We start from the raw sequence: 18966 nt of genomic DNA on the forward strand, positions 1-18966 counted from the left end.
TCTGAATTCAATTCGCGCGGGAGTACATCGCCCACCAAAAAACATGTCCAAGAATCGCTATCTGCTGCTCCTGGATCTGCTCGAATGTGTAGTTCTCGTCCGGGTGTTCGTCGTGGTTGAAGCTACGAAGCTTGATGCCCGTCGGAGTCCGATAAACCTGCTTCACACGCAGCTGACCGTTATGGTTCACCGCGTACATCTCGCCGTCGACGATATCGCCGAGCGAGTTTTTGCCCATGTTGACGCCCACGGTGGCGCCATCCCGAAGCACCGGCATCATGCTGTTGCCGCTCACCGTCACGCACTTGGCATTGCTGAATTGAACGCCGTTGTTGCGTAAATCCTTCTTGAGGAAGCGAAGCCTTGCACTGTCGCTTTCTTCTATCGCGAATCGCCCAGTGCCCGCCGCCAGTTCGACTTCCTTGAGGAAGGGGACGTAGACCTCGTCGTCGCCAAGTGGCGTCTCGTCATCCCACGTTTCGATTGAGCCCAATGAAGTGTCGGCAGTGCGGCTCTGACTTTCGAGCGGGCCAGCCTCGCCCATCAGATAGGCGACCGAAACTCCAAGCACGTCGCTCAGCATTTTGATCTTCGGGTTTCTCGGGACAGTTCGCCCGGATTCCCAGGCTTGGACGGATTGCGGGCTCACATCGAGCTTTCGCGCCAGCTCGGACTGATTTAGCCCAGCAGCCTCGCGGGCCGCAGCGATTCGGGAGGAGGTAGTAGTCATGACCGCGAGAATACAACTCGAACTTGTAGCTAGCATTGCAATTCTCACTTGTAGTCACGTTTCAAAAGCTGTAACTTTGCGTTGTAATTACCAGTTTAACGAGGACGCTATGGAACAGAACGCAGCAGAGCGTGCAGCTAAGGCAGCAGGCGGCCAGTCGGCCCTCGCTCGCGTCCTTGGCTGTACGCCACAAAACGTACAGCGCTGGTGCGCCACCGGCCGGGTTCCGGCCGAGCGTGTAATTCCCGTCGAGCAGGCAACCGGCGTATCCCGCCATGACTTGCGCCCCGACCTGTATCCCAACGAATCCAGTAAAGCCGCATAACCATTTTCCATTCACCCAGGAGCAAGACCCCTATGGCCTACGACGACAGCCGTCACCTGAAGGATCGGGAAATCAAATCCCGCTACGACGATGAAACCTATGAGGCATTAAGAGCCGTAGCGCGTCTTCACAAGTTGCAGCCCGCTGTATTCGTGCGCATGTGCGTTGAGGAAAAGCTGGAGAGCATCGTCGAGATGGATGCTAACGGTAAACACATGCAGGCCTGAAGGCCCTGAAGGAGGCTATGTGCCTGAAACCACGATCTGCCATGGGATCGATGGGCGCCTCTACGAAAAGCTTGAAAGGTTGGCAAAGGCCGCAGGAATGACTCCTGACGACTATGCCGCAAAGCTTGGAACGGAGCGCTTTTTCGAGAAGACCAGGCCAAAAGGCGCCGGAAAACTCCGGCATCTACCCACTGCAAGGCGAGCCCAACAAGGTCCCGTAATAGGGACTGAAAAAGGAGGGGCTGATGAAGTCCCCGAATGACAAAACCCAAATCGCAGGCGAAAAAAAACCACCAGGCCCGGTGGTTTCTTCTACTGCATACAACAAAAGCATCTGTGAGGCGAATTATGCATACCTCTAACCATGATGTACAGGCCCTCAAAAAGCCCGCGACACCTTTTTGTAATTCCGAAAACGTGTCGCGACACACTATGTCTTCTCGCGAGATCGCCAACGTAACCGGCAAGCGCCATGCGAACGTCAAGCGCGACATTCTCGCAATGCTCAAAGAGCTCAAGGCAGATGCACTCAGTTTTGAGCACATCTACTTGGACGGCCAAAACCGCGAACAAATCGAGTATCTGCTGGACCGCGAACACACCGATTGCCTGCTTACCGGCTACAGCGCGCCAATGCGGATGAAGGTGATTCGCCGCTGGCGTGAACTGGAGCAGCAGGATGGCGCCCGCCAAGCTGTTCTCGCCAACGGCACGAAGGTAGTGGGGGAACTGGCAATTCTCGAATGCTTCACGCGCCTGCTGAAGCCCGCGCCGTCCAGCCAGGTGCTGATGCTTGCCCAGATCGCAAAGAACAACGGCTTGGAGTCGAGCTTCCTCCCAGGATACGCAATCGACGCCGCGCCCGATGCCACCGGCGGCTCCTCGATGCCTACCAAGTCTGCCACAGCGCTGCTGAAGGACAGCGGCATCCGCTGCGCGCCGGCCGCTTTCAATCGTGCGCTGGCCGACCACGGCTTCCTCAAGCAACTCCAGCGCAAGAACTCCAAACACGAGATGGTCGACTTCTGGTCCGTGACTGAAAAAGGCCTCAAGTACGGCAAGAACCTCACCAGCCCTCAATGCCCGCGCGAGACGCAACCTCACTGGTACGTCGATCGCTTCCTTGAGCTTGCCGTGCTTATCGGCAAAGGACGCCCATGATGGCCAGATCCAGAAATATCAAACCGGGGTTCTTCTCGAACGAACACCTGGCTGAAGTAGATTTTGCAACGCGCCTTCTTTTCATTGGTATGTGGACCGAGGCTGATCGGGAAGGGCGCTTGGAAGATCGCCCGCGCCGCCTGAAAATGGCTCTGTTCCCGGCTGACAACGTTGACATCGAAAAGATGCTCGCCGACTTGGATCATTTGGGGTTCATCGCGCGGTACACCGTTGGATCATTCAAGGCCATCCAGATCGTGAACTGGTCGAAGCACCAGAACCCTCACGTCAAAGAGGCGAAGAGCGTCATCCCTGAAATGCCCGGCGTAGAGGCTTCGGAGGGGGAGCATGGTGCAAGCCCGGTGCAAGCGCCAGACAAGAACAGTTCTTTCCCGGCTGATTCCCTCTCTCTTGATTCCGGATTCCTGATTCCTGATTCCCTCTCTCCGTCGCCTGCTCCGGTAGTGACCGAGGACCTGTTCCCGAAGTTCTGGAAGCTCTATCCGCGCAAGGTCGGGAAGGACAAAGCCGAGAAGGCTTGGGCGAAGCTCAAGGTCAGTCAGGCGCTGTACGACCTGATGGTCGCAGCTCTCGCCAAGCAGGTTCTGACACCTGACTGGACCAAAGAGCGGGGCCAGTTCATCCCGCACCCTGCGACGTGGCTCAACGGCAAGCGCTGGCAGGACGAGATCCCTGAGCTCGCCAGCAATGTGCACCCGTTTCCGCAATCCCGTCACACCGGCTTCGCCGATCGCGATTACACCTCCGGCCTGAAAATGCGGGAGGACGGCAGCTATGCGCTCTGAGCCAGTCCAAGCCACGCCGGAACTGCCGCCGGGAACGCGCATCCAGCCAGCCGAGTGCGAAACCCACGGTGCCTACGAGCAGCGGGTCTTCCCTGTGCTGGGTCGGGAGCTGAAAAGCAACTGCCCTGAGTGCACCCGCATCGCCCGGGAGAAGTCCGAAGCCGCTGAGCAAGCGAACAAGGCGATGGAACTGCGCATGTCCCTCGCTCGCAAGCTGGGCGATGCGCTGATCCCGAAACGGTTCGCTACTCGCACCTTGGGCAACTACCAAGCCGAGAACGACGGCCAGCGCAAGGCCCTTCGGTTCTGCCAGCACTACGTGCAGATCTTCGACGAGATCCTGAAAACCGGTCGCTGCATGGTGCTGATCGGCAAGCCCGGTACCGGGAAAACGCACCTCGGCGCCGGCATGGCCAACGAGCTGCTGCACAACTCGTCACGCACGGCCGTGTACCGCACTGTCGGCGCAATCCTTCAGGCAATCCGCTCCACGTACGACAAGCACAGCGAACGCAGCGAAGCCGAGATTCTGTCGAGCCTGATCGATCCCGATCTGCTGGTGCTGGATGAGGTAGGCGTGAGCAAGGAGCAGCCGAGCGACTTCGAGCTGACGACCCTGTTCGCAATCATCAACGGCCGGTACGAGCAGGAGCGCCCGACGGTGGTGATCTCCAACCTCGAAGCCAGCCAGTTGCCGGCCGCAATGGGCGATCGCTGTGTCGACCGTCTGCGCGAGGGCGGAATGATCGTGGTCCCGTTCGATTGGGAATCTCAACGCGGCAAGGAAGGGTTTTGACATGACCATCGACAAACAAAAACTCCAGAAGCTGCTGTGGGCCGAAGCCGCGTCCTACCGTGCCGACTGCGCAGACTGGCAGCGCAACACCGAGGCGCTGCAGGAATTTCTTGGGGAGAAGACCGTGGAGGAGGTGGCGCTTGAGCTGCTGGCAGAGAACGAACGGCTGACACAGCAACTCGGCGAGCTGATCAGCGCACTGCCGAACAAGGTGGCCGCGCATGGCTGACATAATCTCCGTGAACTGCCAGGCCAAACTCTCCGAGGCCATTACCGCGCTCAGCACCATGTTCCGCGACAAGAGATTCGTCGTCGTGTCGCTGCGACCGGGCAAAGACCGCACGCTCGACCAAAACCGGCTGTGGTTTGCGATGTACAAGCGCATCGCGGAAATGACCCAGATCGGCGATGAGGCTGAAGCCCGTCGCTACTGCAAGCTGCACATCGGCGTGCAGATCCTGCTGAACGAGGATGCCGGGTTTCAGGCTGAGTGGTACCGGGTGATGCGTCATCTGCCGTACGAAACCAAGCTCGACATGATGGGCGAGTGCCACCTGTTCGGGCCGGACGGCTTCCCGGTCACCAGTCTGTTCAATCGTTCCCAGGGCATTGCCTACACCGATCGCATTGTCGCGCGCTTCGCTCCGCAGGGCGTGTACTTCGATGATCTGTTGAGCCAGGAGGCTGCATGACGATTGAAAGGAAGCAGCCCAAGCCGAAGAAATGCCGAGTCGCTACCTGCCGGGCCTCATTCGTCCCATCGCGGATGGGGCAAGCGGTTTGCAGCCCGGCCTGCGCGGCGATTGATGCGCCGCGCCACATGGAAAAAGCTCGCAAGGCCATCGCTCAGCGCGACCGCCGCGAGATCCAGGTGCGTAAGGAAAGGCTGAAGAGCAGAGCGGATCATTTGCGTGAAGCCCAGGCCGCCGTGAACGAGTATGTCCGCCTGCGTGACGCTCACCTGCCGTGCATCAGCTGCGACTCGATGCCGAACGACAACGATCTGATGACGGGCAGTCGCTGGGACGCTGGGCATTACCGATCCGTCGGCGCTTGTCCGGAGCTGCGTTTCGAGCCGCTGAACATCCACCGCCAGTGCGTGAAGTGCAACCGCAACCTGTCCGGTAACGCGGTCGAGTACCGCATCCGGTTGGTGCAGCGCATCGGCGCCGAAACCGTGGCATGGCTTGAAGGGCCTCATGAGCCCCGCAAGTACAACGTCGAAGAAATCAAAACCATCAAGGCCGAATACCGGGCCAAGACCCGAGAACTGAAGAGGGCTGCAGCATGAACTACCACAACGTGATTTCCGCCGTGGTCCGGGCCTTGGCAGCCGAGACGATCAACAGTTCCGGCGGATGCAACGTCGAGCCCCGGGTGCAGGCCAGCAAGCTCAAGGGCGAGATATCCGGGAAGGATGCCGCGCTGTTGGCTGACTGCATCGTGCACAAGCTCCTGCACGCCCAGCTTTCCCCGAGGCACTGGAACGCTTTGGTGGCGAAGTACAGCACGCACCGTGGCCGCAAGATCGATTCCATCGGCCGGCTAGTCGCCGTGGTGAAGAGCCCGGCGCCGCAGCGCTTCACTCAGCAGGCCGTTCTTGTTTGGGCGGTACCGCAGCAGGTGAAGGGCATTCAGCGAGCAGTAACCCAGATCAAGGCGCCGAAGCACCGGGAGAACAAGGAGGAGGGGCAGTGGGATTGGCGCAACGCGGCAGCAGACGCTGATGTTGCACGGGCCAACAAGCATGCGCGCGCGGTAGCAGAGGACAAGCCCGGCGAGATGATCGTCCTGGCCGACTCGAACTACGACATGACGAACTGGGATTCCCAAGGACTTACAGAGCGCACTTACCAGCGCTGGAACAAAGCCATCAAGGACGGCTTGGAGTCACTTGTGAACGAGGCTCTGGTCGAGGCGCAACATATGCTTGAAGCAGTCGGAGTACTGGAAGGAGAGGCGGCATAAATAAAATAGTCCCTCAAAAGAGCTTGCAATGTCATGTCGCCATGTCGCATTATTCACCCATCCTGTCATTCCTGCGTGTGTAGGACTGACGAACGAAACCCGGCCACCGCGCCGGGTTTTTTTATGAAATCTCAACAAACGTGACGTCGGTATACCCGGCATCTTGGCAAAGAGACTTCCACGTCTGCGGTGTTTCATCCTCCGCCCGATCATTTGAATGAGAGAGGTAGAAGCGTGAAGCCACGAGACGCCACTCTTCGTGATCGTAAAAATTCTCAGTTTGTACGCTGAACGTGTTTCTCTCGCCGTTCTTGGTGTAGCTGATTTCAAAGGTTCGTAACTTCGGCATTCTTCCCTCGCTGGTGTTGCCATTTGAATGGCTGAAATCCAAATCTAGTACAAGAGCTCGCCTCAAGGCGGGCTTTTTTTTGCCCCAATTTACCTGTAGCCAGGACAGCCCTCGGGAAGGCCTGGACGTCGATAGCCGGATAGTGCGACGCACGGATCAACGCCGGCAGCCCGCGCACGCTGACCTCACAATGCTTTCAGGGTGGCGCGAGACAGGAACAGCGAGATCGATGCAAAGGGGCGTCGACGCTGGGAGAGTCTTAGGCCGACAGCTCGGAAAGACGAGCGCACCTATTCAGGGCCTCTGCATTCGCAGGGGCTTTTTTATACCCGACAGAAACAAAAAAGCCCCGACAGATTCGGGGCTTTTCGTTCTAGCGCGGGAAAAAGAGAGGGCGACCCCAGAGGGTGCGGTAACACCCAAGGGAGACGCCAGATCGCAGAACCAGCCTGCAAGCCAGCCAAGGCCCTCACTGCTCGCGCGAGCGGGGCGGAGCCTAGCAGAAAACGACAAGGCTTTGCAGATGCTTAAAGATTGCAGATGTGGAAAGTGCAACAGACTTCTCGCCCGCGTGGGTGAGTTTACCGAGCTCCAGATCAAATGTTCTCGATGCGGGACGTTGAATCACGAGAAGGCCACGAGCCTCGAGCGATCGCCTTTGAGCGACATGAAAGCGGAATCCTCCGCGAACATTCATTCGACTCAATAGGTACTCATATGGCTATTCCAGCACGCATTCCGTTCGCACAGAACGGTACCTCTACTTTGCTGCCGAAACATGAGATGACTTGGAATCAGTATTTGGATTCGCCCAACAAGCGCTTCCGATTGATTCTCCAGGCTGACTCGAACCTGGTCCTCTACGATGGTCAGACTGCAGTTTGGTCTGCGCAAGACGGACAGCCCTACATCACGTACGGTAACAAGGTCTACGAAAATACCCCGACCTCCTTCTATATTCTGTACTACGCAATCTTGAAAGATCGCGAGCACGTTCGCACTTGGTCGACCTTCAATAGTACTCCGCCGAATCGCGATGAAACTGCTGCTTCCGAGCGCACTTATCTGCGCGTGCAAAATGACGGCAATATCGTCATTACAGACTCCATCTCGATCTGGAGCAGTAATCCGGCGATTCCTCAGTCACCTGGCGCCGAAGACTCGATCATCATTGCTCCTGGCACTACTCTGGAGCGCGACAAAAAGTATGTGTCCGGTGGCACGACTTTCATCTTCCAAACCGATGGGAATCTAGTGATCTCTAATGGTCCGCTGGGTGTGTTGTGGGCCAGTTGGACTCAGAACAAGGGTGCCGAAAGGGCGGTTATGCAAACCGATGGCAACCTGGTTATTTACGGAGCAAATTACTCAGTGCTTTGGCACAGTGGTACTGGCGGTAATCCAGGGGCAATTCTGCGCGTTCAAGCGAATGGTAACTTGTCCATCGTGCAAGAAAAGCCGGTCTGGGCACGCTTCGGCTACACCCCTACGCTGGTACCGAAAAATGTGTTCTACCCAGATCACACGACTGGGCCACTGCCGACCTTCAAGGATTTCATCTGGACGTTCTGATGTTGGCACGACGCCGGAACTAAAGGGCGTCGAGAGATCCTTCATTTGCTAAACCGCGCGGGTTCGCCCGCGCATCTATTCGAGGCTTCTGCAATCGCGGGAGCTTTTTCATTTTCGGCTCCCCACACCCATAGCCCCGAGCTGGGAGTGCAGCGGACGCCGGATTTATCAATCTCCCCAAGGGGGAGGCAACCCGGATGCCAAACATGCCTGACAAGCCAGACACATGGGCCAAGCTCTGGCTGGCGTTGAGCAATCCGCTAATGGCGGGCGTCATCATGGCCATCACCGTTTGCTTGCTTCGCGTCATCTACGACGGAAAAGAAACCAGCGTGCGCCGGATCATTTTCGAGGCGCTGATTTGCGGATCGCTGAGCCTGGTCGCGTCCAGCGTTATTGAGTGGATGGCCTGGCCTTCAAGCCTATCGATCGCTGCCGGTGGTACGATCGGCTTCCTCGGCGTGACAGCCATTCGAGAGCTGGTGACCCGATTCCTCGGTCGCAAGGCGGATGCCGCATGAAGACCTTCGCCGCTGCAATCATCATCGCCCTGGTCGGCCTGCTCCTCATTGGGATTCAGCAGTCGCGCGTCGTAGCCCTTCGCGGGGAGGTGGCATTCGAAGCCAGCGAGAAGAAGAAGGCGGTCGACGCCAACCTCGAAAGCCAGGCCACGATCACCACGCTGCGCGCCGAAGCCCAGCGCAACGCCGACTACCAGAAAGACCTGAACAAGCGTTTACAGGCCAGCCAAGCCAAAGCCAGAAAGGCGGAGAAGAACTTTGAAGAACTCAAGCGCAACAGCAAGCCTGTTCGTGATTGGGCTGCTCAGCCTCTGCCTGACGGCCTGCGCGGGAAAGCCGCCGGTGGTAACAAAGACAACCGCGGTAAGAGTCGAGCCCCCTGAGCTGGTGCCATGTGAGCGGGTAGCTGATGAAGACCTCGCCGACAACGGCCAGCTGTGGGAGCTGAAGAATCAAGCCATCAATTTGCTCGATACCTGCGCAGATCAGGTCGACGCGCAGATCAAGCGCAGTCAGAGCAAGTAGGTCGCGACACGTTTCGCGAGAGTGCAAATTGTGTCGCGACAATGGAAGCGTGCCGCAGGTGAGTGCGGCACGGGTGACTCACTGTATGTTTAGTGCGGCTTGAATCTGGTCGGCATAAGTGGACAGTCGCGACATTTCAACGCTTAGGTTTGTAGCGTCAGCTCCGGAAGCTTTATGAGCGATCAGAATCAGCGCCGCAGCTACCGCTTCAGTTCTGCGCACCTGATCTGGGTAGTCGGCATCGCCAGCAACTTTGATGCTTTCTTGAAGCTCTTCCATGGTCGTGCTCCTTCGGTTGTTTTGGATCCACACCAATACCGGCAACAAGCCACTATTACAAGCCCCCGCGAGAATTACGATGACAACCAAGCAACCCGACTGGGAGGCGATCGAACGAGCCTACCGGGCCGGTTCGCTTTCCATCCGAACAATCGCTGAGCGCCAAGGCGTAAGCGACACCGCAATCAGGAAGAGAGCCAAAGCCCTTGGATGGGTGAGAGACCTTTCTGACCAGGTGCGGAAAGAGGTTCGCAGCAAGCTGGTTCGCGGAGAGGTTCGCAACGATCAAGGCGCGAACTGCGAACTGGATGCCGAAATCATCGAAGAGGCCGCCGAGGAAGGCGCCCGGGTGGTTCGCAGCCACCGGCGAGACATTCGCAAAGCGACGAATCTTGCGAACCTGCTGATGGACGATCTGCTGTCGACCATCCAGCGCCGCGAAGAGATCGAAGAAGATATCGAGGCCGAGACCTCCGAAGACAACAACGGTATGCGCCGCGCATCAATGCTCGCCGCCGTCTCGCTGCCCAGCAATTCCAAAACACTGTTCCAGCTTTCCTCTGCAATGAAGAACCTGCAGGTTCTGGAGCGTCAGGCATACAGCCTGGACGAGAAGGAGAAGACGGACGAAGCCGACGAACTCTCGAAGATGATGGACGAACTATCGAAGGACGCCTGACATGAAGCCCGAGCACATGAAGCTGCTCCGGGATAAGCGTTGGCGGTTGAACAATCTCTACTTCATCACCGACAAGCAGGGCAAGAAAGTCCGCTTCCGGATGACGGATGAGCAGATTGAATACTTCGATGGGATGCATACCCGCAACATCATACTGAAGGCTCGTCAGCTCGGCTTTACCACTGAGTGCTGCATCATCCAGCTGGACGCGGCTCTATTCGAGTCGGCGAAGTGCGCGCTGATCGCCCACACCCTGAACGACGCCAAGCGCCTGTTCCGGGAGAAGGTCAAATATGCCTACGACAACCTGCCTAAAGAGATACGCTCCGCCAATCCTGCTTCTAACGATGCTGCTGGTGAGCTTGTGTTCAGCAAAGGCGGATCGCTCTACGTGTCCACGTCCTTCCGGGGCGGGACTCTACGGTATCTGCACGTATCCGAGTTCGGGAAGATCTGCGCCAAGTTTCCCCACAAGGCCAGAGAGATCGTCACCGGCGCCTTCGAGGCTGTCGCCACCGACTGCTTCGTCACGATTGAATCGACGGCGGAGGGGCGGGCGGGCTACTTCTTCGACTACTCGCAGAGCGCAGAGAAGCAACTGCTGTCCGGCACGCCGCTCGGCAAGCTGGACTGGAAGTTCTTCTTCTTCAGCTGGTGGAAGAACAAGGCCTACTGGCTCGATCCTACCGAAGCGATCATCCCGCAGCGCCTGACCGACTACTTCAACGAGCTGTTCGCCAAACACGGCATCGACACGAACCCGGGCCAGCGCGCCTGGTACGCGGCCAAGGAGAAGACCCTCGGCGACGACATGAAGCGGGAATACCCGTCGATCCCTGCCGAAGCTTTCCAGCAGTCGATCGAGGGCGCCTACTACGCCCAGCAGTTCACCAAGCTCTACGCCGCTCAGCGCATCGGCACGCTGCCAGACAACAGCCACCTGCCGGTGATGACCTTCTGGGACATCGGCGTCGGCGACTCCACGGCCATCTGGTTCGTGCGTCAGGTCGGCAACGAGTATCACGTCATCGACTTCTACCAGAACAGCGGGGAAGGCCTGCGGCACTACATGAAGGTGCTCAAGGACAAGGACTACACCTACTCCGAGCACTGGGGGCCGCATGACATCGACAACCGTGAGTTCGGTAGCGATGCCAAGACCCGCCGTGAAATGGCGCGCGAAGGCTACGAGATCGACGGCCAGCACTACCGCATGACGTTCCAGGTCGTGCCGAAGATCGGCGTGGATGACGGCATCGACCAAGCGCGGGAGATCCTCGCCCATTGCGCCTTTGACGAGGCGAAGTGCGAAGAGGGCATTACCGCGCTGGAGAACTACCGCAAAGAGTGGGACGACAAGAAGGGTTGCTGGAAAGACCGGCCGCTTCATGACTGGGCGTCTCACCCGGCGGATGCATGGCGCTACTTCGCTGTCGCGAAGAGCAAGCGCGTAGCAGTCACGCACATCCCTGTCACATTCAGCTTCTGAGGCCTCCATGGCAAATTTCAGCACTCCCCGGGCAGAGTACGCACAAGCCCTGCCTGGCTGGCAGTTGGTGAAACGCTGCGTAGCCGGTGCGCGAGAGGTGCGCAAGCACGACGAATACCTGCCGATGCCAGATCCGGAAAACAAATCACCGGAGAATCTGGCTCGGTACAAGCAGTACAAGAAGCGGGCGATGTTCCTCAACATCACCGGTCGCACTCGCACCGGCTTGATGGGTGCGGTGTTTCGCAAGACTGCCGAACTATCCCTGCCGACCGCGGTTGATTATCTGAAGGAGAACGCCAGCGGCGACGGCACCAGCCTTGAGCAGTTGTCGAAGGAGTCGGTTGGCGAGTGCCTCGGACAGCGGGCGAGGCGGCTTTCTGGTCGACTTCCCGACCGTGGCCACTGAAAGCGGCGTCAGCTCGATGGCTGACCTTGCCACCAAGCGCGCCCTGATCCATCACTACGACGCTCTGTCGATCATCGACTGGGATGAGCAGGTGATCGACGGCGTAAAGCGCCTGGTGTACGTGAACCTGCGGGAATGCGTGTCTGAGTTCAACGCTACCGATCTGTCCCGCGAGACGAATACGCAGAACCGAGTCCTGCTGCTGGTCGATGGGAAATACATACAGCGCGTCTACAAGGAAGGCCAAGAAAGCGTCGAGGAGACGCAGCCTACCGACAAATCTGGTCAGCCATTCGATCACATCCCGTTCAGCTTCTACGGCGCCCAGAACAACGACGCCAGTATCGACAAGTCGCCTCTGGAAGACCTGGCCGACGTCAACATCCTGCACTACGGCAACAGCGCCACGGTGGAGGAGAGCGGTTTTATCAGTAGTCAGCCGACGCTGTTCATCACAACAAGTATCGACGCCGACGAGTTCGCGAGACTCAATCCGAACGGGATGCACATCGGCTCTCGTCGCGGGCACAACCTTGGCAAGTCCGGGTCTGCGGTCATGTTGCAGGCCACTGAAACCCAACTCGCCCGCACCCTGATGAAGGACAAGGAAGAGCAGATGCTGATGATCGGCGCCCGTGTCGTCCAGAAGGGCAGCGGCGCCGAGACGGCAGAGGCTGTTCGAATCCGGTACAGCTCGGACAACAGTGTGCTGGGCACGATCGCCGGCAACGTCTCAGAGGCCCTAAAGCGCGCCATTCTCGACGCCGAGCGCTTCATGATGGATGCGCCGGACGAGAAGGGCACGGTGTTCTGGCTCAATCAGTCGTTCTTCGACGAAACCATGACCGCGCAAGACATCCTCGCCCAGGTGCAACTGTGGCAGCAGGGCTTCATTGCGAAGTCGGATGTTCGGGTAAACCTGCGTCAGGGCGGTGTGCTTGAAGCTGATCGCACCGACGAGAAGATTGACGAAGAGTTGGCCAGTGCGCCACCGGTAGGCGGGAACGATGAGTAATGAAGGCTTTCTTGAGGACGCCGCCACGCGGCACCAGATTTACGTCCAGCGGTATGCCGGCGGAAACCTGAAGCGTGTGGCGTCGTTCATCAGCAAAGCCATCAAGACCGCCAAGCAGCGCGTGTCGGACGGCTTGAGCGCTTACGGTACGCGTCGGTACAACTCTCAGATCGAAACCCTTCAGGGTGACTTGCGGGGCATCTACGACGACCTCAAAGGGCGCGCTCAGCTGGATCTTGGCGAGTTCGCCACCTACGAGGCCCAGTTCAACGCGACGATGCTGGGCAAGGTTGTCCGTGCGGTGGTTCAGCTCAATGTGCCATCGGCCGAGATGATCTCCGCCGCAGCTCTGGCTGATCCGCTGCAGCTCGAAGCGCGCAAGGGCATTCAGCGCATCAGCATCAGCGGGGCGCTCGACCAGTTTGGTACGAAGAAGGCGGCCGAGATCATCGGCGAGATTCAGATCGGTTCCAGCCTGGGCGAAACCAGCCAGCAGATCAGCCGGCGTCTGACCGGCATTCATCAGTTGCAGCAAGATCAGGCCGGCGCACTGGTTCGCACCATGACCAACCACATCGCCAGCACTGCGAGGGTGGAGACGCTGAAGGCGAACGACGACATCCTCGCAGGCATGCGCAGGGTGGCGACCCCGGACTCGAAGACCACGTTGTTCTGCATGAGCGTGGACCAGACGGTGATCCCGCTGGACGGGCCAAAGCCGCCGTATCACTGGGGCTGCCGCACCACGCTGATTCCGGTGCTGAAGGACGAGTTTGCACGCGAGATCAAAGGCTCGACGCGGCCCTCAATCGGCCCTGACGGAGTGACGCTGGTGCCGAGCAAAACCAGTTATCAGGAATGGCTGGCTCGGCAACCTGCGGCGTTTCAGCGCGACATTCTCGGGCCGAACCGCTACGCGCTCTTCACCAAGGGCGAGCTGACGCTGGAGAAGTTCGTGGATGACAACGGCAAAACACTGACCCTTCAGCAGTTGCGCGACCGTGAGGCGATAGCATTTGAGAAGGCTGGCTTGGATTGATTGGAGCGAGCTCGCGACCGAGTTACTATCTCCGACCGAACTCCAATCATGGATTGAAAACACTCATGAAAACAGTTGTTACTTTTGACTTCGTAGGGCCGACTATCCAGCACAATGGCCTGACTCCAAGGACGCTCATGACTCGCGAGTACGCTTCTCGCTCAGAAGCATTCCTGCCAGATGTTGGTGAAAGGGTCTTGATTCAATGGGGACAAGATTCGGCGCAGTCCAATTTCTTTGTCGTGGAAAGTAGATCCAATGAGCTTTGGGCTGATAAAGACTGCGTGAGCTTCTACTTGAAGTACGCCGAGTAAAAAAACACCACCAAATAGAACCCGCCTTTCGGCGGGTTTTTTTATGCCCGCAGGCAGGGCCTGCACTACGTCTCTGGGAGACAGCAATGACCTTGAAATTCCAACTGGACAGCCTCGAAGGCGTCGACGAATCCATTCAGGCCCTGTACGTCGAGAAGGACGGCAAGTTCGTCCTCGGCATTGAAGGGCTGCCACAGCCGGAAGATGTTTCCGGTCTCAAATCCAAAGTCCAAGAGCTCCTGGACGAGAAGAAGGCAGAGGCCGAAAAACGTAAAGCCGCCGAAGACCGGGCACGCCTGGATCGTGAAGAGGCGCTGCGCAAGTCCGGCAACGTCGAAGAGCTCGAAAAGTCTTGGTCGGAGAAGTACGCGCGCCGCGAAGCTGAGCTGACCGGCCAACTCGAAAGCACGAATAGCACACTGCAAGGCCAGATCCGGGATCTGACCGTGGGCCGTACTGCTACCGAGATCGCGACCACTCTCGCCATTCCGGGCAGCTCCAAGGCATTGCTACCCCACATCGAACGCCGGCTCAGCGTTGAGCAGCGCGACGGCAAACCAACCGTCGTCGTGCTGGACGCGGCCGGCAAGCTCTCGGCGGCAACGCTGGACGAGCTGAAAGCAGAATTTACCAACGATCCGGCCTTTGGTCCGCTGATCGCTGGCAGCAAGGCATCGGGCGGCGGGGCCGGCGGTGCTGGGAAAGGCGGCGGGGCCGCAAAAGGAAACATCGGCGGCACCAAAGAGGAACGACAGGCCGCAATCGCGAGCCGGTTCCCAGACCTCCCTCAGAAATAAGGAAAATCTCTCATGTCCCTGTCGCAAATGCAGGTCTTCAACGAATACGTAATGCCGGCGACCATCGAGACGCTGGACCAGATGCTGGTGGCGTTCAACGCTGCCAGTCGTGGTGCCATCCTACTGTCGCCTGACGGTTTCACTGGCGACTTCCTTCAGGAGTCGTTCTTCCAGACCCTGGCCGCCGCCCAGCGCCGCGTCGATCGCTACGCCGCCAACGGTGCCGCACCGATCACTGACCTGACCGAGCTGAAAAACTCCTCGGTGAAAGTGGCCGGCGGCTTCGGCCCGATCCGCTACGAGCCATCGCAGATGACCTGGCTGGAGCGACCAACCGCTCAGGGCATCGAAGTCGCTTCGCGCGCGTTCGCCGAGATCCTGCTGAAGGATCAGCTGAACACCGCGATCGCTGCTCTGGTGGCTGCTATCACTGCCCAAGCGGCGGCGGTGAACGACGTATCTGCAACCGCTGGTATCAGCCAGGCCGCGCTGAACAACGCTCACGCGAAGTTCGGCGATGCGAGTCAGTCGCTGGTCACCCAGATCATGCAGGGCACCACTTACCACAAGCTGGTCGGCCAAGCGCTCACCAACAGCGAACAATTGTTCCAGGCGGGCAACGTCCGCGTGGTGGATATCCTCGGCAAGATCTCGGTTGTCACCGACGCCCCGGCACTGATGCAGACCGGTACGCCGAACAAGGAAATCGTTCTGTCCCTGGTGCAGGGCGCGGCGATGGTGCACGACGGTCGGGACATCATCAGCAACGTCCAGACCACCAACGGAAAGGAGCGCATCGAGACCACTCTGCAGACCGACTACACCTTCGGCCTGGGCCTTAAGGGTTACACCGGGATACCACCGCCGGCGGCAAGTCGCCGACCGACGCCGAGCTGGCGACCGGCACCAACTGGGACAAGACCGCCACCAGCATCAAGCACACCGCCGGTGTTGCTCTGATCGGTGATGCCTCCAAGTAACCCTGACTGCTGAGCCGGGCTTCGTGCCCGGTTCCGCGAGGACATGATCATGAACAACAAAATCTGGTATCTGCCCGGCCCGTTCCACCAGTACCGGGAAAACGTAAAGGCGCTGGCGAAAGAGCGCGGCTTGCGAATCGTTGATGCCAACGTCACCGAAGACCGCGAGGGTGAAGCTGTTGATGTGCCTGAAGTGACACTGCGACAGGCAGCTCCGGTACTGGTGATCGGCGGCCAAGGCGGTGTTGATGGCGCAGCGCTGCAGGAGCTGATCGACAAGTTGAATGTCGAGCGCGACGGCATCGTGCTGCTGATCGAAGCGGCCGAAGGTCTTGCTCCGCTGGAACATCCCGGCGCCGGCGAACTGCCGATTCGCCTGTTTGATGCCTTGACCTCCATTCACGAAGGCATCGCCTCGCTGAAGAGCAAGCGTGATGAATTGCTGGGTGAAGTTGAATCGCTCCGCGAAGACGTCGCTCGGCTGGCTCCTGCATCGCAGAACAATGGCTCATCTCTCGATGAACTGACCGTCGTGCAGATCAAGGAACAGCTCGACGCCAAGGGTGTTGGCTACAAGGTCAACGACTCGAAGCCTGAGCTGCTCGCTCTGCTGAAGGCCAACCAGTAATACCCGGGGCTTCGGCCCCACTCATTCAAGCGGAGGCCTGATGGCTACCTACATCACCGTGGCGGACGTTGACGCCATCCTCGGGGCTTCGTGGGCTCCAGATGACAAGAAAGCCCGGGCGGTGTTGCAGGCGAATGCCTATCTGACCTCGCTCAACCTGGTCGGTGTCGATATGGACGCCATTCCCGAAGAGGTGAAGCAGGCCGGCGCCGAGCTGGCGGTCGTTGCTTCTGAGGGCAAGCTGTACCAGCAGCAGACCGAGGGCTCGCTGGAAGCCAAGACGGTGAAGGCCGGTTCGGTGACTACCAGCAAGACGTTCGCCTCGATCGACACCAGCAAATCAACTGCGCTGCCCGATGGCGTCCAGTTCGCGCTGGGACTGCTCGCGCCATGGCGTGTCAGCGGCTTCAGCTTCAATGTGTACAGGTGAACCATGGGCCTACGTGAAGAGATCCAGGGCGGATCTGGCTGAGGCCTTCGACACTGATCTGGCGGACGCCGTGAAGCCATTCAGTGGCGGCGTGACACTGCCGGGAACGTGGGATCCGGTCACCGAGGTGGCGGGCGACCCTGTTGTCATCGCTTACACCGGCCGGGGCGTGTTCGACGCCTTCAAGATTGCTCAGGTCGACGGTGTGAACATCCGCGCCACCGACCAACTGCTGATCGCGTTGACCAACGAAACCATCGGAGGGGTTCCGGACATCGGCCACAAGATCAACGATTTCGACGTGGTAAACGTCCAGACGGATCCGGCTGGCGCCCATTACGAGATCCAGCTGAGGAAGGTGTAATGACGAACAAGGCGGGCTGGAGCCATAGCCTCACGGACTTCGCCGATCAGGCTGGCGAGGACATCACCCAGATGGCGCGCGTCATCGCGACCGCCATGCTCACGGAAGTGGTGAACCGCTCGCCGGTCGGCAACCCTGATCTGTGGCAGGCAAACGTGGCGCTACGCACGAAGAACGTGGCGCTGGCAGATGCCTACGACGCGAACGTCGACGCCCGCAACGCGGCGCGCACCGGTGGCCGGGCCTTCAAGAAGCTGACCAAGCGCGAGCGCGAAGAGAACTATTTCGTCAAAGCGCAGGCGGCGGGGAAGGGGTACATCGGCGGCACGTTCCGAGGCAGTCACCTGGTATCGATCGGTGCGCCCGACATGACCGTGACCGACAACGTCGACCCGTCCGGCCGCGAAACGATCAGCAAGGGGAGCATGCTCATCAAGGCATCAGGCCAGTTTCCCGTCATCTACATCCAAACGAACAGCCCCTACGGCGAGATGCTGGAACTGGGGCATTCCACGCAGGCGCCCGGCGGGGTCTATGACCTCGCGTTCATCGGCGTATCCGAGGCCTACAAATGACCTTCGAGCAGATCAGAGCGCTCATCACCGCGCGCATGGTGGCCTTCACCGGCATTGACCAGGAGCGGATCGATTACCCGAACCAGCCGGCACTGTTCACGCCGCCGGCCTCCGGCCTCTGGTGCCGGCTGAATATCCAATACGCCTCGGCCTTCATGGCTGGCATGGCCGACCGACCACACACCCGCAAGCCCGGGCAGATCAGCATTCAGTGCTTCGCCCGCGAGCGAACCGGAACCAAAGCCATCAACGAACTGGCCGACGCGCTCGAAGCTCACTTCGCCTATTGGCAGTCCGGTGACCTTGAATGCATGGAGGCCAGCCAAGTGGTGGCTGGCGAGTTTGAAGCCTTCTACCAAATCAACGTCAGCATCCGGTTTCGAGCGGGTTAGCCTTGTTGCTTAAGGAAAGCCAATAGACTGGTCCATGTTTTATCGATCTTTAGCTCACTTCTTGCCTCATTGATAGATGCGTACCTATCTACTGGATCCGCCTTTCCAGTGGGCCAGCTTGCAAATGCATGAACGATAATTGCCGAAATCTCATAAAGACCTTGGTAGTAATCGAGATGTCCCATCGAGAGAGGGGTGAGCTTCAGATAGAACTGATGCCTCCAGTGCTCTTCGTGTGCCTCACACTCTTGGATAATCAATGGATCTTTCAGCCTTTTCTTCGCGTCTTTGTAATCCTCGATCAGGCGGGCAGCTGTAAGCCAAGCGACCCGGTCGGACGGAGGAAGTGAAGAGCTGTCGGACTGCCCACACAATGCGCGATAAGCCCTTTCAAGCGTTGTAACCGCGTTACCCAATAGGCGCTCATTTTCTCTAGCGCTCGCGGATTTCTTAATTGTCCATACGGCTGCAAATGCCGATCCTGCGCCTGCAAATGCTGCGACGGTATTGGCGCTTGGTAAGTGCGTAGTGATCGCGTTTAAAACGAAAGTCCATTCCATCGCGCTTTTAGCTCCTCTTAAAAAACGGTCGATTAT

General features: G+C 58.7%; 26 protein-coding genes and 3 pseudogenes. 25 read left to right on the forward strand and 4 right to left on the reverse strand.

The annotated features are described in order from the left end of the window. Positions 1–7: 7 nt before the first annotated feature. Positions 8–730: an XRE family transcriptional regulator gene (locus AB4O12_RS07030; RefSeq protein WP_353187459.1), complete on the reverse strand. Its 723-nt coding sequence runs from the start codon at positions 728–730 to the stop codon at positions 8–10. Positions 731–839: 109 nt separating this feature from the next. On the opposite strand from AB4O12_RS07030, the gene AB4O12_RS07035 reads away from it, so the two are divergent. The 9 genes from AB4O12_RS07035 (at position 840) to AB4O12_RS07075 (ending at position 6013) form a co-directional block, all read left to right on the forward strand. After that, a complete protein-coding gene (locus AB4O12_RS07035) occupies positions 840–1055 on the forward strand; it encodes a transcriptional regulator (RefSeq protein ID WP_150052258.1) in 216 nt (71 codons plus the stop codon). Between the two features lie 32 nt (positions 1056–1087). After that, positions 1088–1282, forward strand: coding sequence for a hypothetical protein (locus AB4O12_RS07040; protein ID WP_353187460.1), 195 nt, complete (start codon positions 1088–1090; stop codon positions 1280–1282). A 432-nt stretch (positions 1283–1714) separates the two neighbouring features. After that, positions 1715–2443 carry a Rha family transcriptional regulator gene (locus AB4O12_RS07045; RefSeq protein WP_460062413.1) on the forward strand — a complete coding sequence of 243 codons (729 nt, stop codon included), beginning with the start codon at positions 1715–1717 and terminating at the stop codon, positions 2441–2443. Beyond that, on the forward strand, positions 2443–3249 hold the full coding sequence (locus AB4O12_RS07050; RefSeq protein ID WP_353187461.1) for a hypothetical protein: 807 nt from the start codon (positions 2443–2445) through the stop codon (positions 3247–3249). Before AB4O12_RS07045 ends, AB4O12_RS07050 begins: the two co-directional genes overlap by 1 nt. Then, positions 3239–4045, forward strand: a complete 807-nt coding sequence (locus AB4O12_RS07055; RefSeq protein WP_460061042.1) for an ATP-binding protein — start codon at positions 3239–3241, stop codon at positions 4043–4045. The genes AB4O12_RS07050 and AB4O12_RS07055 overlap by 11 nt, the downstream gene beginning before the upstream one ends. A 1-nt stretch (position 4046) precedes the next feature. After that, the gene (locus AB4O12_RS07060; RefSeq protein WP_460061044.1) at positions 4047–4274 is read left to right on the forward strand and encodes a hypothetical protein; all 228 of its coding nucleotides are present in this window, start codon (positions 4047–4049) and stop codon (positions 4272–4274) included. Further along, a complete protein-coding gene (locus AB4O12_RS07065) occupies positions 4267–4737 on the forward strand; it encodes a hypothetical protein (protein WP_460061046.1) in 471 nt (156 codons plus the stop codon). Before AB4O12_RS07060 ends, AB4O12_RS07065 begins: the two co-directional genes overlap by 8 nt. Further along, complete coding sequence (locus AB4O12_RS07070; RefSeq protein ID WP_460061049.1) at positions 4734–5336, forward strand: recombination protein NinG; 603 nt, start codon at positions 4734–4736, stop codon at positions 5334–5336. The genes AB4O12_RS07065 and AB4O12_RS07070 overlap by 4 nt, the downstream gene beginning before the upstream one ends. After that, entirely contained in the window at positions 5333–6013 is a 681-nt protein-coding gene (locus AB4O12_RS07075; RefSeq protein WP_460061051.1) for a hypothetical protein, read from the forward strand. Before AB4O12_RS07070 ends, AB4O12_RS07075 begins: the two co-directional genes overlap by 4 nt. A 121-nt stretch (positions 6014–6134) precedes the next feature. On the opposite strand, the gene AB4O12_RS07080 is transcribed toward AB4O12_RS07075, so the two are convergent. After that, entirely contained in the window at positions 6135–6362 is a 228-nt protein-coding gene (locus AB4O12_RS07080; protein ID WP_460061053.1) for a hypothetical protein, read from the reverse strand. A 523-nt stretch (positions 6363–6885) separates the two neighbouring features. Here AB4O12_RS07080 and AB4O12_RS07085 point away from each other — a divergent pair. From AB4O12_RS07085 to AB4O12_RS07105, 5 genes are all read left to right on the forward strand, one after another. Then, positions 6886–7071: a Com family DNA-binding transcriptional regulator gene (locus AB4O12_RS07085; protein ID WP_038861995.1), complete on the forward strand. Its 186-nt coding sequence runs from the start codon at positions 6886–6888 to the stop codon at positions 7069–7071. Positions 7072–7079: 8 nt separating this feature from the next. Further along, positions 7080–7934 carry a putidacin L1 family lectin-like bacteriocin gene (locus AB4O12_RS07090; RefSeq protein WP_038861471.1) on the forward strand — a complete coding sequence of 285 codons (855 nt, stop codon included), beginning with the start codon at positions 7080–7082 and terminating at the stop codon, positions 7932–7934. Between the two features lie 197 nt (positions 7935–8131). After that, positions 8132–8455 (forward strand): phage holin, lambda family, encoded by a 324-nt coding sequence (locus AB4O12_RS07095; RefSeq protein WP_038861473.1) that lies wholly within the window; start codon positions 8132–8134, stop codon positions 8453–8455. Next, the gene (locus AB4O12_RS07100; RefSeq protein WP_460061056.1) at positions 8452–8838 is read left to right on the forward strand and encodes a hypothetical protein; all 387 of its coding nucleotides are present in this window, start codon (positions 8452–8454) and stop codon (positions 8836–8838) included. The genes AB4O12_RS07095 and AB4O12_RS07100 overlap by 4 nt, the downstream gene beginning before the upstream one ends. Then, positions 8798–8980 carry a hypothetical protein gene (locus tag AB4O12_RS07105; RefSeq protein ID WP_252877551.1) on the forward strand — a complete coding sequence of 61 codons (183 nt, stop codon included), beginning with the start codon at positions 8798–8800 and terminating at the stop codon, positions 8978–8980. The genes AB4O12_RS07100 and AB4O12_RS07105 overlap by 41 nt, the downstream gene beginning before the upstream one ends. A gap of 78 nt (positions 8981–9058) precedes the next feature. Here the strand turns inward: AB4O12_RS07105 and AB4O12_RS07110 are convergent, their stop codons facing one another. Continuing rightward, entirely contained in the window at positions 9059–9259 is a 201-nt protein-coding gene (locus tag AB4O12_RS07110; RefSeq protein WP_460061059.1) for a hypothetical protein, read from the reverse strand. A 79-nt stretch (positions 9260–9338) separates the two neighbouring features. Between AB4O12_RS07110 and AB4O12_RS07115 the strand changes: the two genes are divergently transcribed. From AB4O12_RS07115 to AB4O12_RS07165, 11 genes and pseudogenes are all read left to right on the forward strand, one after another. Further along, positions 9339–9938 carry a hypothetical protein gene (locus AB4O12_RS07115; protein WP_460061061.1) on the forward strand — a complete coding sequence of 200 codons (600 nt, stop codon included), beginning with the start codon at positions 9339–9341 and terminating at the stop codon, positions 9936–9938. Position 9939: 1 nt separating this feature from the next. Beyond that, on the forward strand, positions 9940–11427 hold the full coding sequence (locus tag AB4O12_RS07120) for a terminase (RefSeq protein WP_460061063.1): 1488 nt from the start codon (positions 9940–9942) through the stop codon (positions 11425–11427). Positions 11428–11434: 7 nt separating this feature from the next. Beyond that, positions 11435–12851 (forward strand): annotated as a pseudogene (locus AB4O12_RS07125) (DUF4055 domain-containing protein). Then, a complete protein-coding gene (locus tag AB4O12_RS07130; RefSeq protein ID WP_460061066.1) occupies positions 12844–13890 on the forward strand; it encodes a phage head morphogenesis protein in 1047 nt (348 codons plus the stop codon). Before AB4O12_RS07125 ends, AB4O12_RS07130 begins: the two are co-directional and overlap by 8 nt. A gap of 400 nt (positions 13891–14290) precedes the next feature. Continuing rightward, a complete protein-coding gene (locus tag AB4O12_RS07135) occupies positions 14291–15001 on the forward strand; it encodes a hypothetical protein (RefSeq protein ID WP_460061068.1) in 711 nt (236 codons plus the stop codon). A gap of 12 nt (positions 15002–15013) precedes the next feature. After that, positions 15014–15981 (forward strand): annotated as a pseudogene (locus tag AB4O12_RS07140) (major capsid protein). A gap of 49 nt (positions 15982–16030) precedes the next feature. After that, positions 16031–16609 carry a hypothetical protein gene (locus tag AB4O12_RS07145; RefSeq protein ID WP_460061071.1) on the forward strand — a complete coding sequence of 193 codons (579 nt, stop codon included), beginning with the start codon at positions 16031–16033 and terminating at the stop codon, positions 16607–16609. A gap of 40 nt (positions 16610–16649) precedes the next feature. Continuing rightward, positions 16650–17039, forward strand: coding sequence for a DnaT-like ssDNA-binding protein (locus AB4O12_RS07150; protein WP_310407452.1), 390 nt, complete (start codon positions 16650–16652; stop codon positions 17037–17039). Positions 17040–17042: 3 nt separating this feature from the next. Beyond that, a pseudogene (locus AB4O12_RS07155) lies at positions 17043–17403 on the forward strand (hypothetical protein). Then, positions 17403–17978, forward strand: coding sequence for an HK97 gp10 family phage protein (locus AB4O12_RS07160; protein WP_457263660.1), 576 nt, complete (start codon positions 17403–17405; stop codon positions 17976–17978). Before AB4O12_RS07155 ends, AB4O12_RS07160 begins: the two are co-directional and overlap by 1 nt. Beyond that, entirely contained in the window at positions 17975–18370 is a 396-nt protein-coding gene (locus AB4O12_RS07165; RefSeq protein ID WP_460061074.1) for a hypothetical protein, read from the forward strand. Before AB4O12_RS07160 ends, AB4O12_RS07165 begins: the two co-directional genes overlap by 4 nt. Here AB4O12_RS07165 and AB4O12_RS07170 read toward each other — a convergent pair. Continuing rightward, the gene (locus tag AB4O12_RS07170; protein WP_348971417.1) at positions 18367–18930 is read right to left on the reverse strand and encodes a hypothetical protein; all 564 of its coding nucleotides are present in this window, start codon (positions 18928–18930) and stop codon (positions 18367–18369) included. The two genes, AB4O12_RS07165 and AB4O12_RS07170, sit on opposite strands and share 4 nt — an antisense overlap. Positions 18931–18966: the final 36 nt, after the last annotated feature.

This window comes from Pseudomonas sp. S2_A05, assembly GCF_054668485.1.

Bases quoted from the DNA above. Each gene is read 5' to 3' on its own strand.
- AB4O12_RS07030 (WP_353187459.1), bottom strand. From the start codon at position 730: ATGACTACTACCTCCTCCCGAATCGCTGCGGCCCGCGAGGCTGCTGGG.
- AB4O12_RS07035 (WP_150052258.1), top strand. From the start codon at position 840: ATGGAACAGAACGCAGCAGAGCGTGCAGCTAAGGCAGCAGGCGGCCAG.
- AB4O12_RS07040 (WP_353187460.1), top strand. From the start codon at position 1,088: ATGGCCTACGACGACAGCCGTCACCTGAAGGATCGGGAAATCAAATCC.
- AB4O12_RS07045 (WP_460062413.1), top strand. From the start codon at position 1,715: ATGTCTTCTCGCGAGATCGCCAACGTAACCGGCAAGCGCCATGCGAAC.
- AB4O12_RS07050 (WP_353187461.1), top strand. From the start codon at position 2,443: ATGGCCAGATCCAGAAATATCAAACCGGGGTTCTTCTCGAACGAACAC.
- AB4O12_RS07055 (WP_460061042.1), top strand. From the start codon at position 3,239: ATGCGCTCTGAGCCAGTCCAAGCCACGCCGGAACTGCCGCCGGGAACG.
- AB4O12_RS07060 (WP_460061044.1), top strand. From the start codon at position 4,047: ATGACCATCGACAAACAAAAACTCCAGAAGCTGCTGTGGGCCGAAGCC.
- AB4O12_RS07065 (WP_460061046.1), top strand. From the start codon at position 4,267: ATGGCTGACATAATCTCCGTGAACTGCCAGGCCAAACTCTCCGAGGCC.
- AB4O12_RS07070 (WP_460061049.1), top strand. From the start codon at position 4,734: ATGACGATTGAAAGGAAGCAGCCCAAGCCGAAGAAATGCCGAGTCGCT.
- AB4O12_RS07075 (WP_460061051.1), top strand. From the start codon at position 5,333: ATGAACTACCACAACGTGATTTCCGCCGTGGTCCGGGCCTTGGCAGCC.
- AB4O12_RS07080 (WP_460061053.1), bottom strand. From the start codon at position 6,362: ATGCCGAAGTTACGAACCTTTGAAATCAGCTACACCAAGAACGGCGAG.
- AB4O12_RS07085 (WP_038861995.1), top strand. From the start codon at position 6,886: ATGCTTAAAGATTGCAGATGTGGAAAGTGCAACAGACTTCTCGCCCGC.
- AB4O12_RS07090 (WP_038861471.1), top strand. From the start codon at position 7,080: ATGGCTATTCCAGCACGCATTCCGTTCGCACAGAACGGTACCTCTACT.
- AB4O12_RS07095 (WP_038861473.1), top strand. From the start codon at position 8,132: ATGCCAAACATGCCTGACAAGCCAGACACATGGGCCAAGCTCTGGCTG.
- AB4O12_RS07100 (WP_460061056.1), top strand. From the start codon at position 8,452: ATGAAGACCTTCGCCGCTGCAATCATCATCGCCCTGGTCGGCCTGCTC.
- AB4O12_RS07110 (WP_460061059.1), bottom strand. From the start codon at position 9,259: ATGGAAGAGCTTCAAGAAAGCATCAAAGTTGCTGGCGATGCCGACTAC.
- AB4O12_RS07115 (WP_460061061.1), top strand. From the start codon at position 9,339: ATGACAACCAAGCAACCCGACTGGGAGGCGATCGAACGAGCCTACCGG.
- AB4O12_RS07120 (WP_460061063.1), top strand. From the start codon at position 9,940: ATGAAGCCCGAGCACATGAAGCTGCTCCGGGATAAGCGTTGGCGGTTG.
- AB4O12_RS07130 (WP_460061066.1), top strand. From the start codon at position 12,844: ATGAGTAATGAAGGCTTTCTTGAGGACGCCGCCACGCGGCACCAGATT.
- AB4O12_RS07135 (WP_460061068.1), top strand. From the start codon at position 14,291: ATGACCTTGAAATTCCAACTGGACAGCCTCGAAGGCGTCGACGAATCC.
- AB4O12_RS07145 (WP_460061071.1), top strand. From the start codon at position 16,031: ATGAACAACAAAATCTGGTATCTGCCCGGCCCGTTCCACCAGTACCGG.
- AB4O12_RS07150 (WP_310407452.1), top strand. From the start codon at position 16,650: ATGGCTACCTACATCACCGTGGCGGACGTTGACGCCATCCTCGGGGCT.
- AB4O12_RS07160 (WP_457263660.1), top strand. From the start codon at position 17,403: ATGACGAACAAGGCGGGCTGGAGCCATAGCCTCACGGACTTCGCCGAT.
- AB4O12_RS07165 (WP_460061074.1), top strand. From the start codon at position 17,975: ATGACCTTCGAGCAGATCAGAGCGCTCATCACCGCGCGCATGGTGGCC.
- AB4O12_RS07170 (WP_348971417.1), bottom strand. From the start codon at position 18,930: ATGGAATGGACTTTCGTTTTAAACGCGATCACTACGCACTTACCAAGC.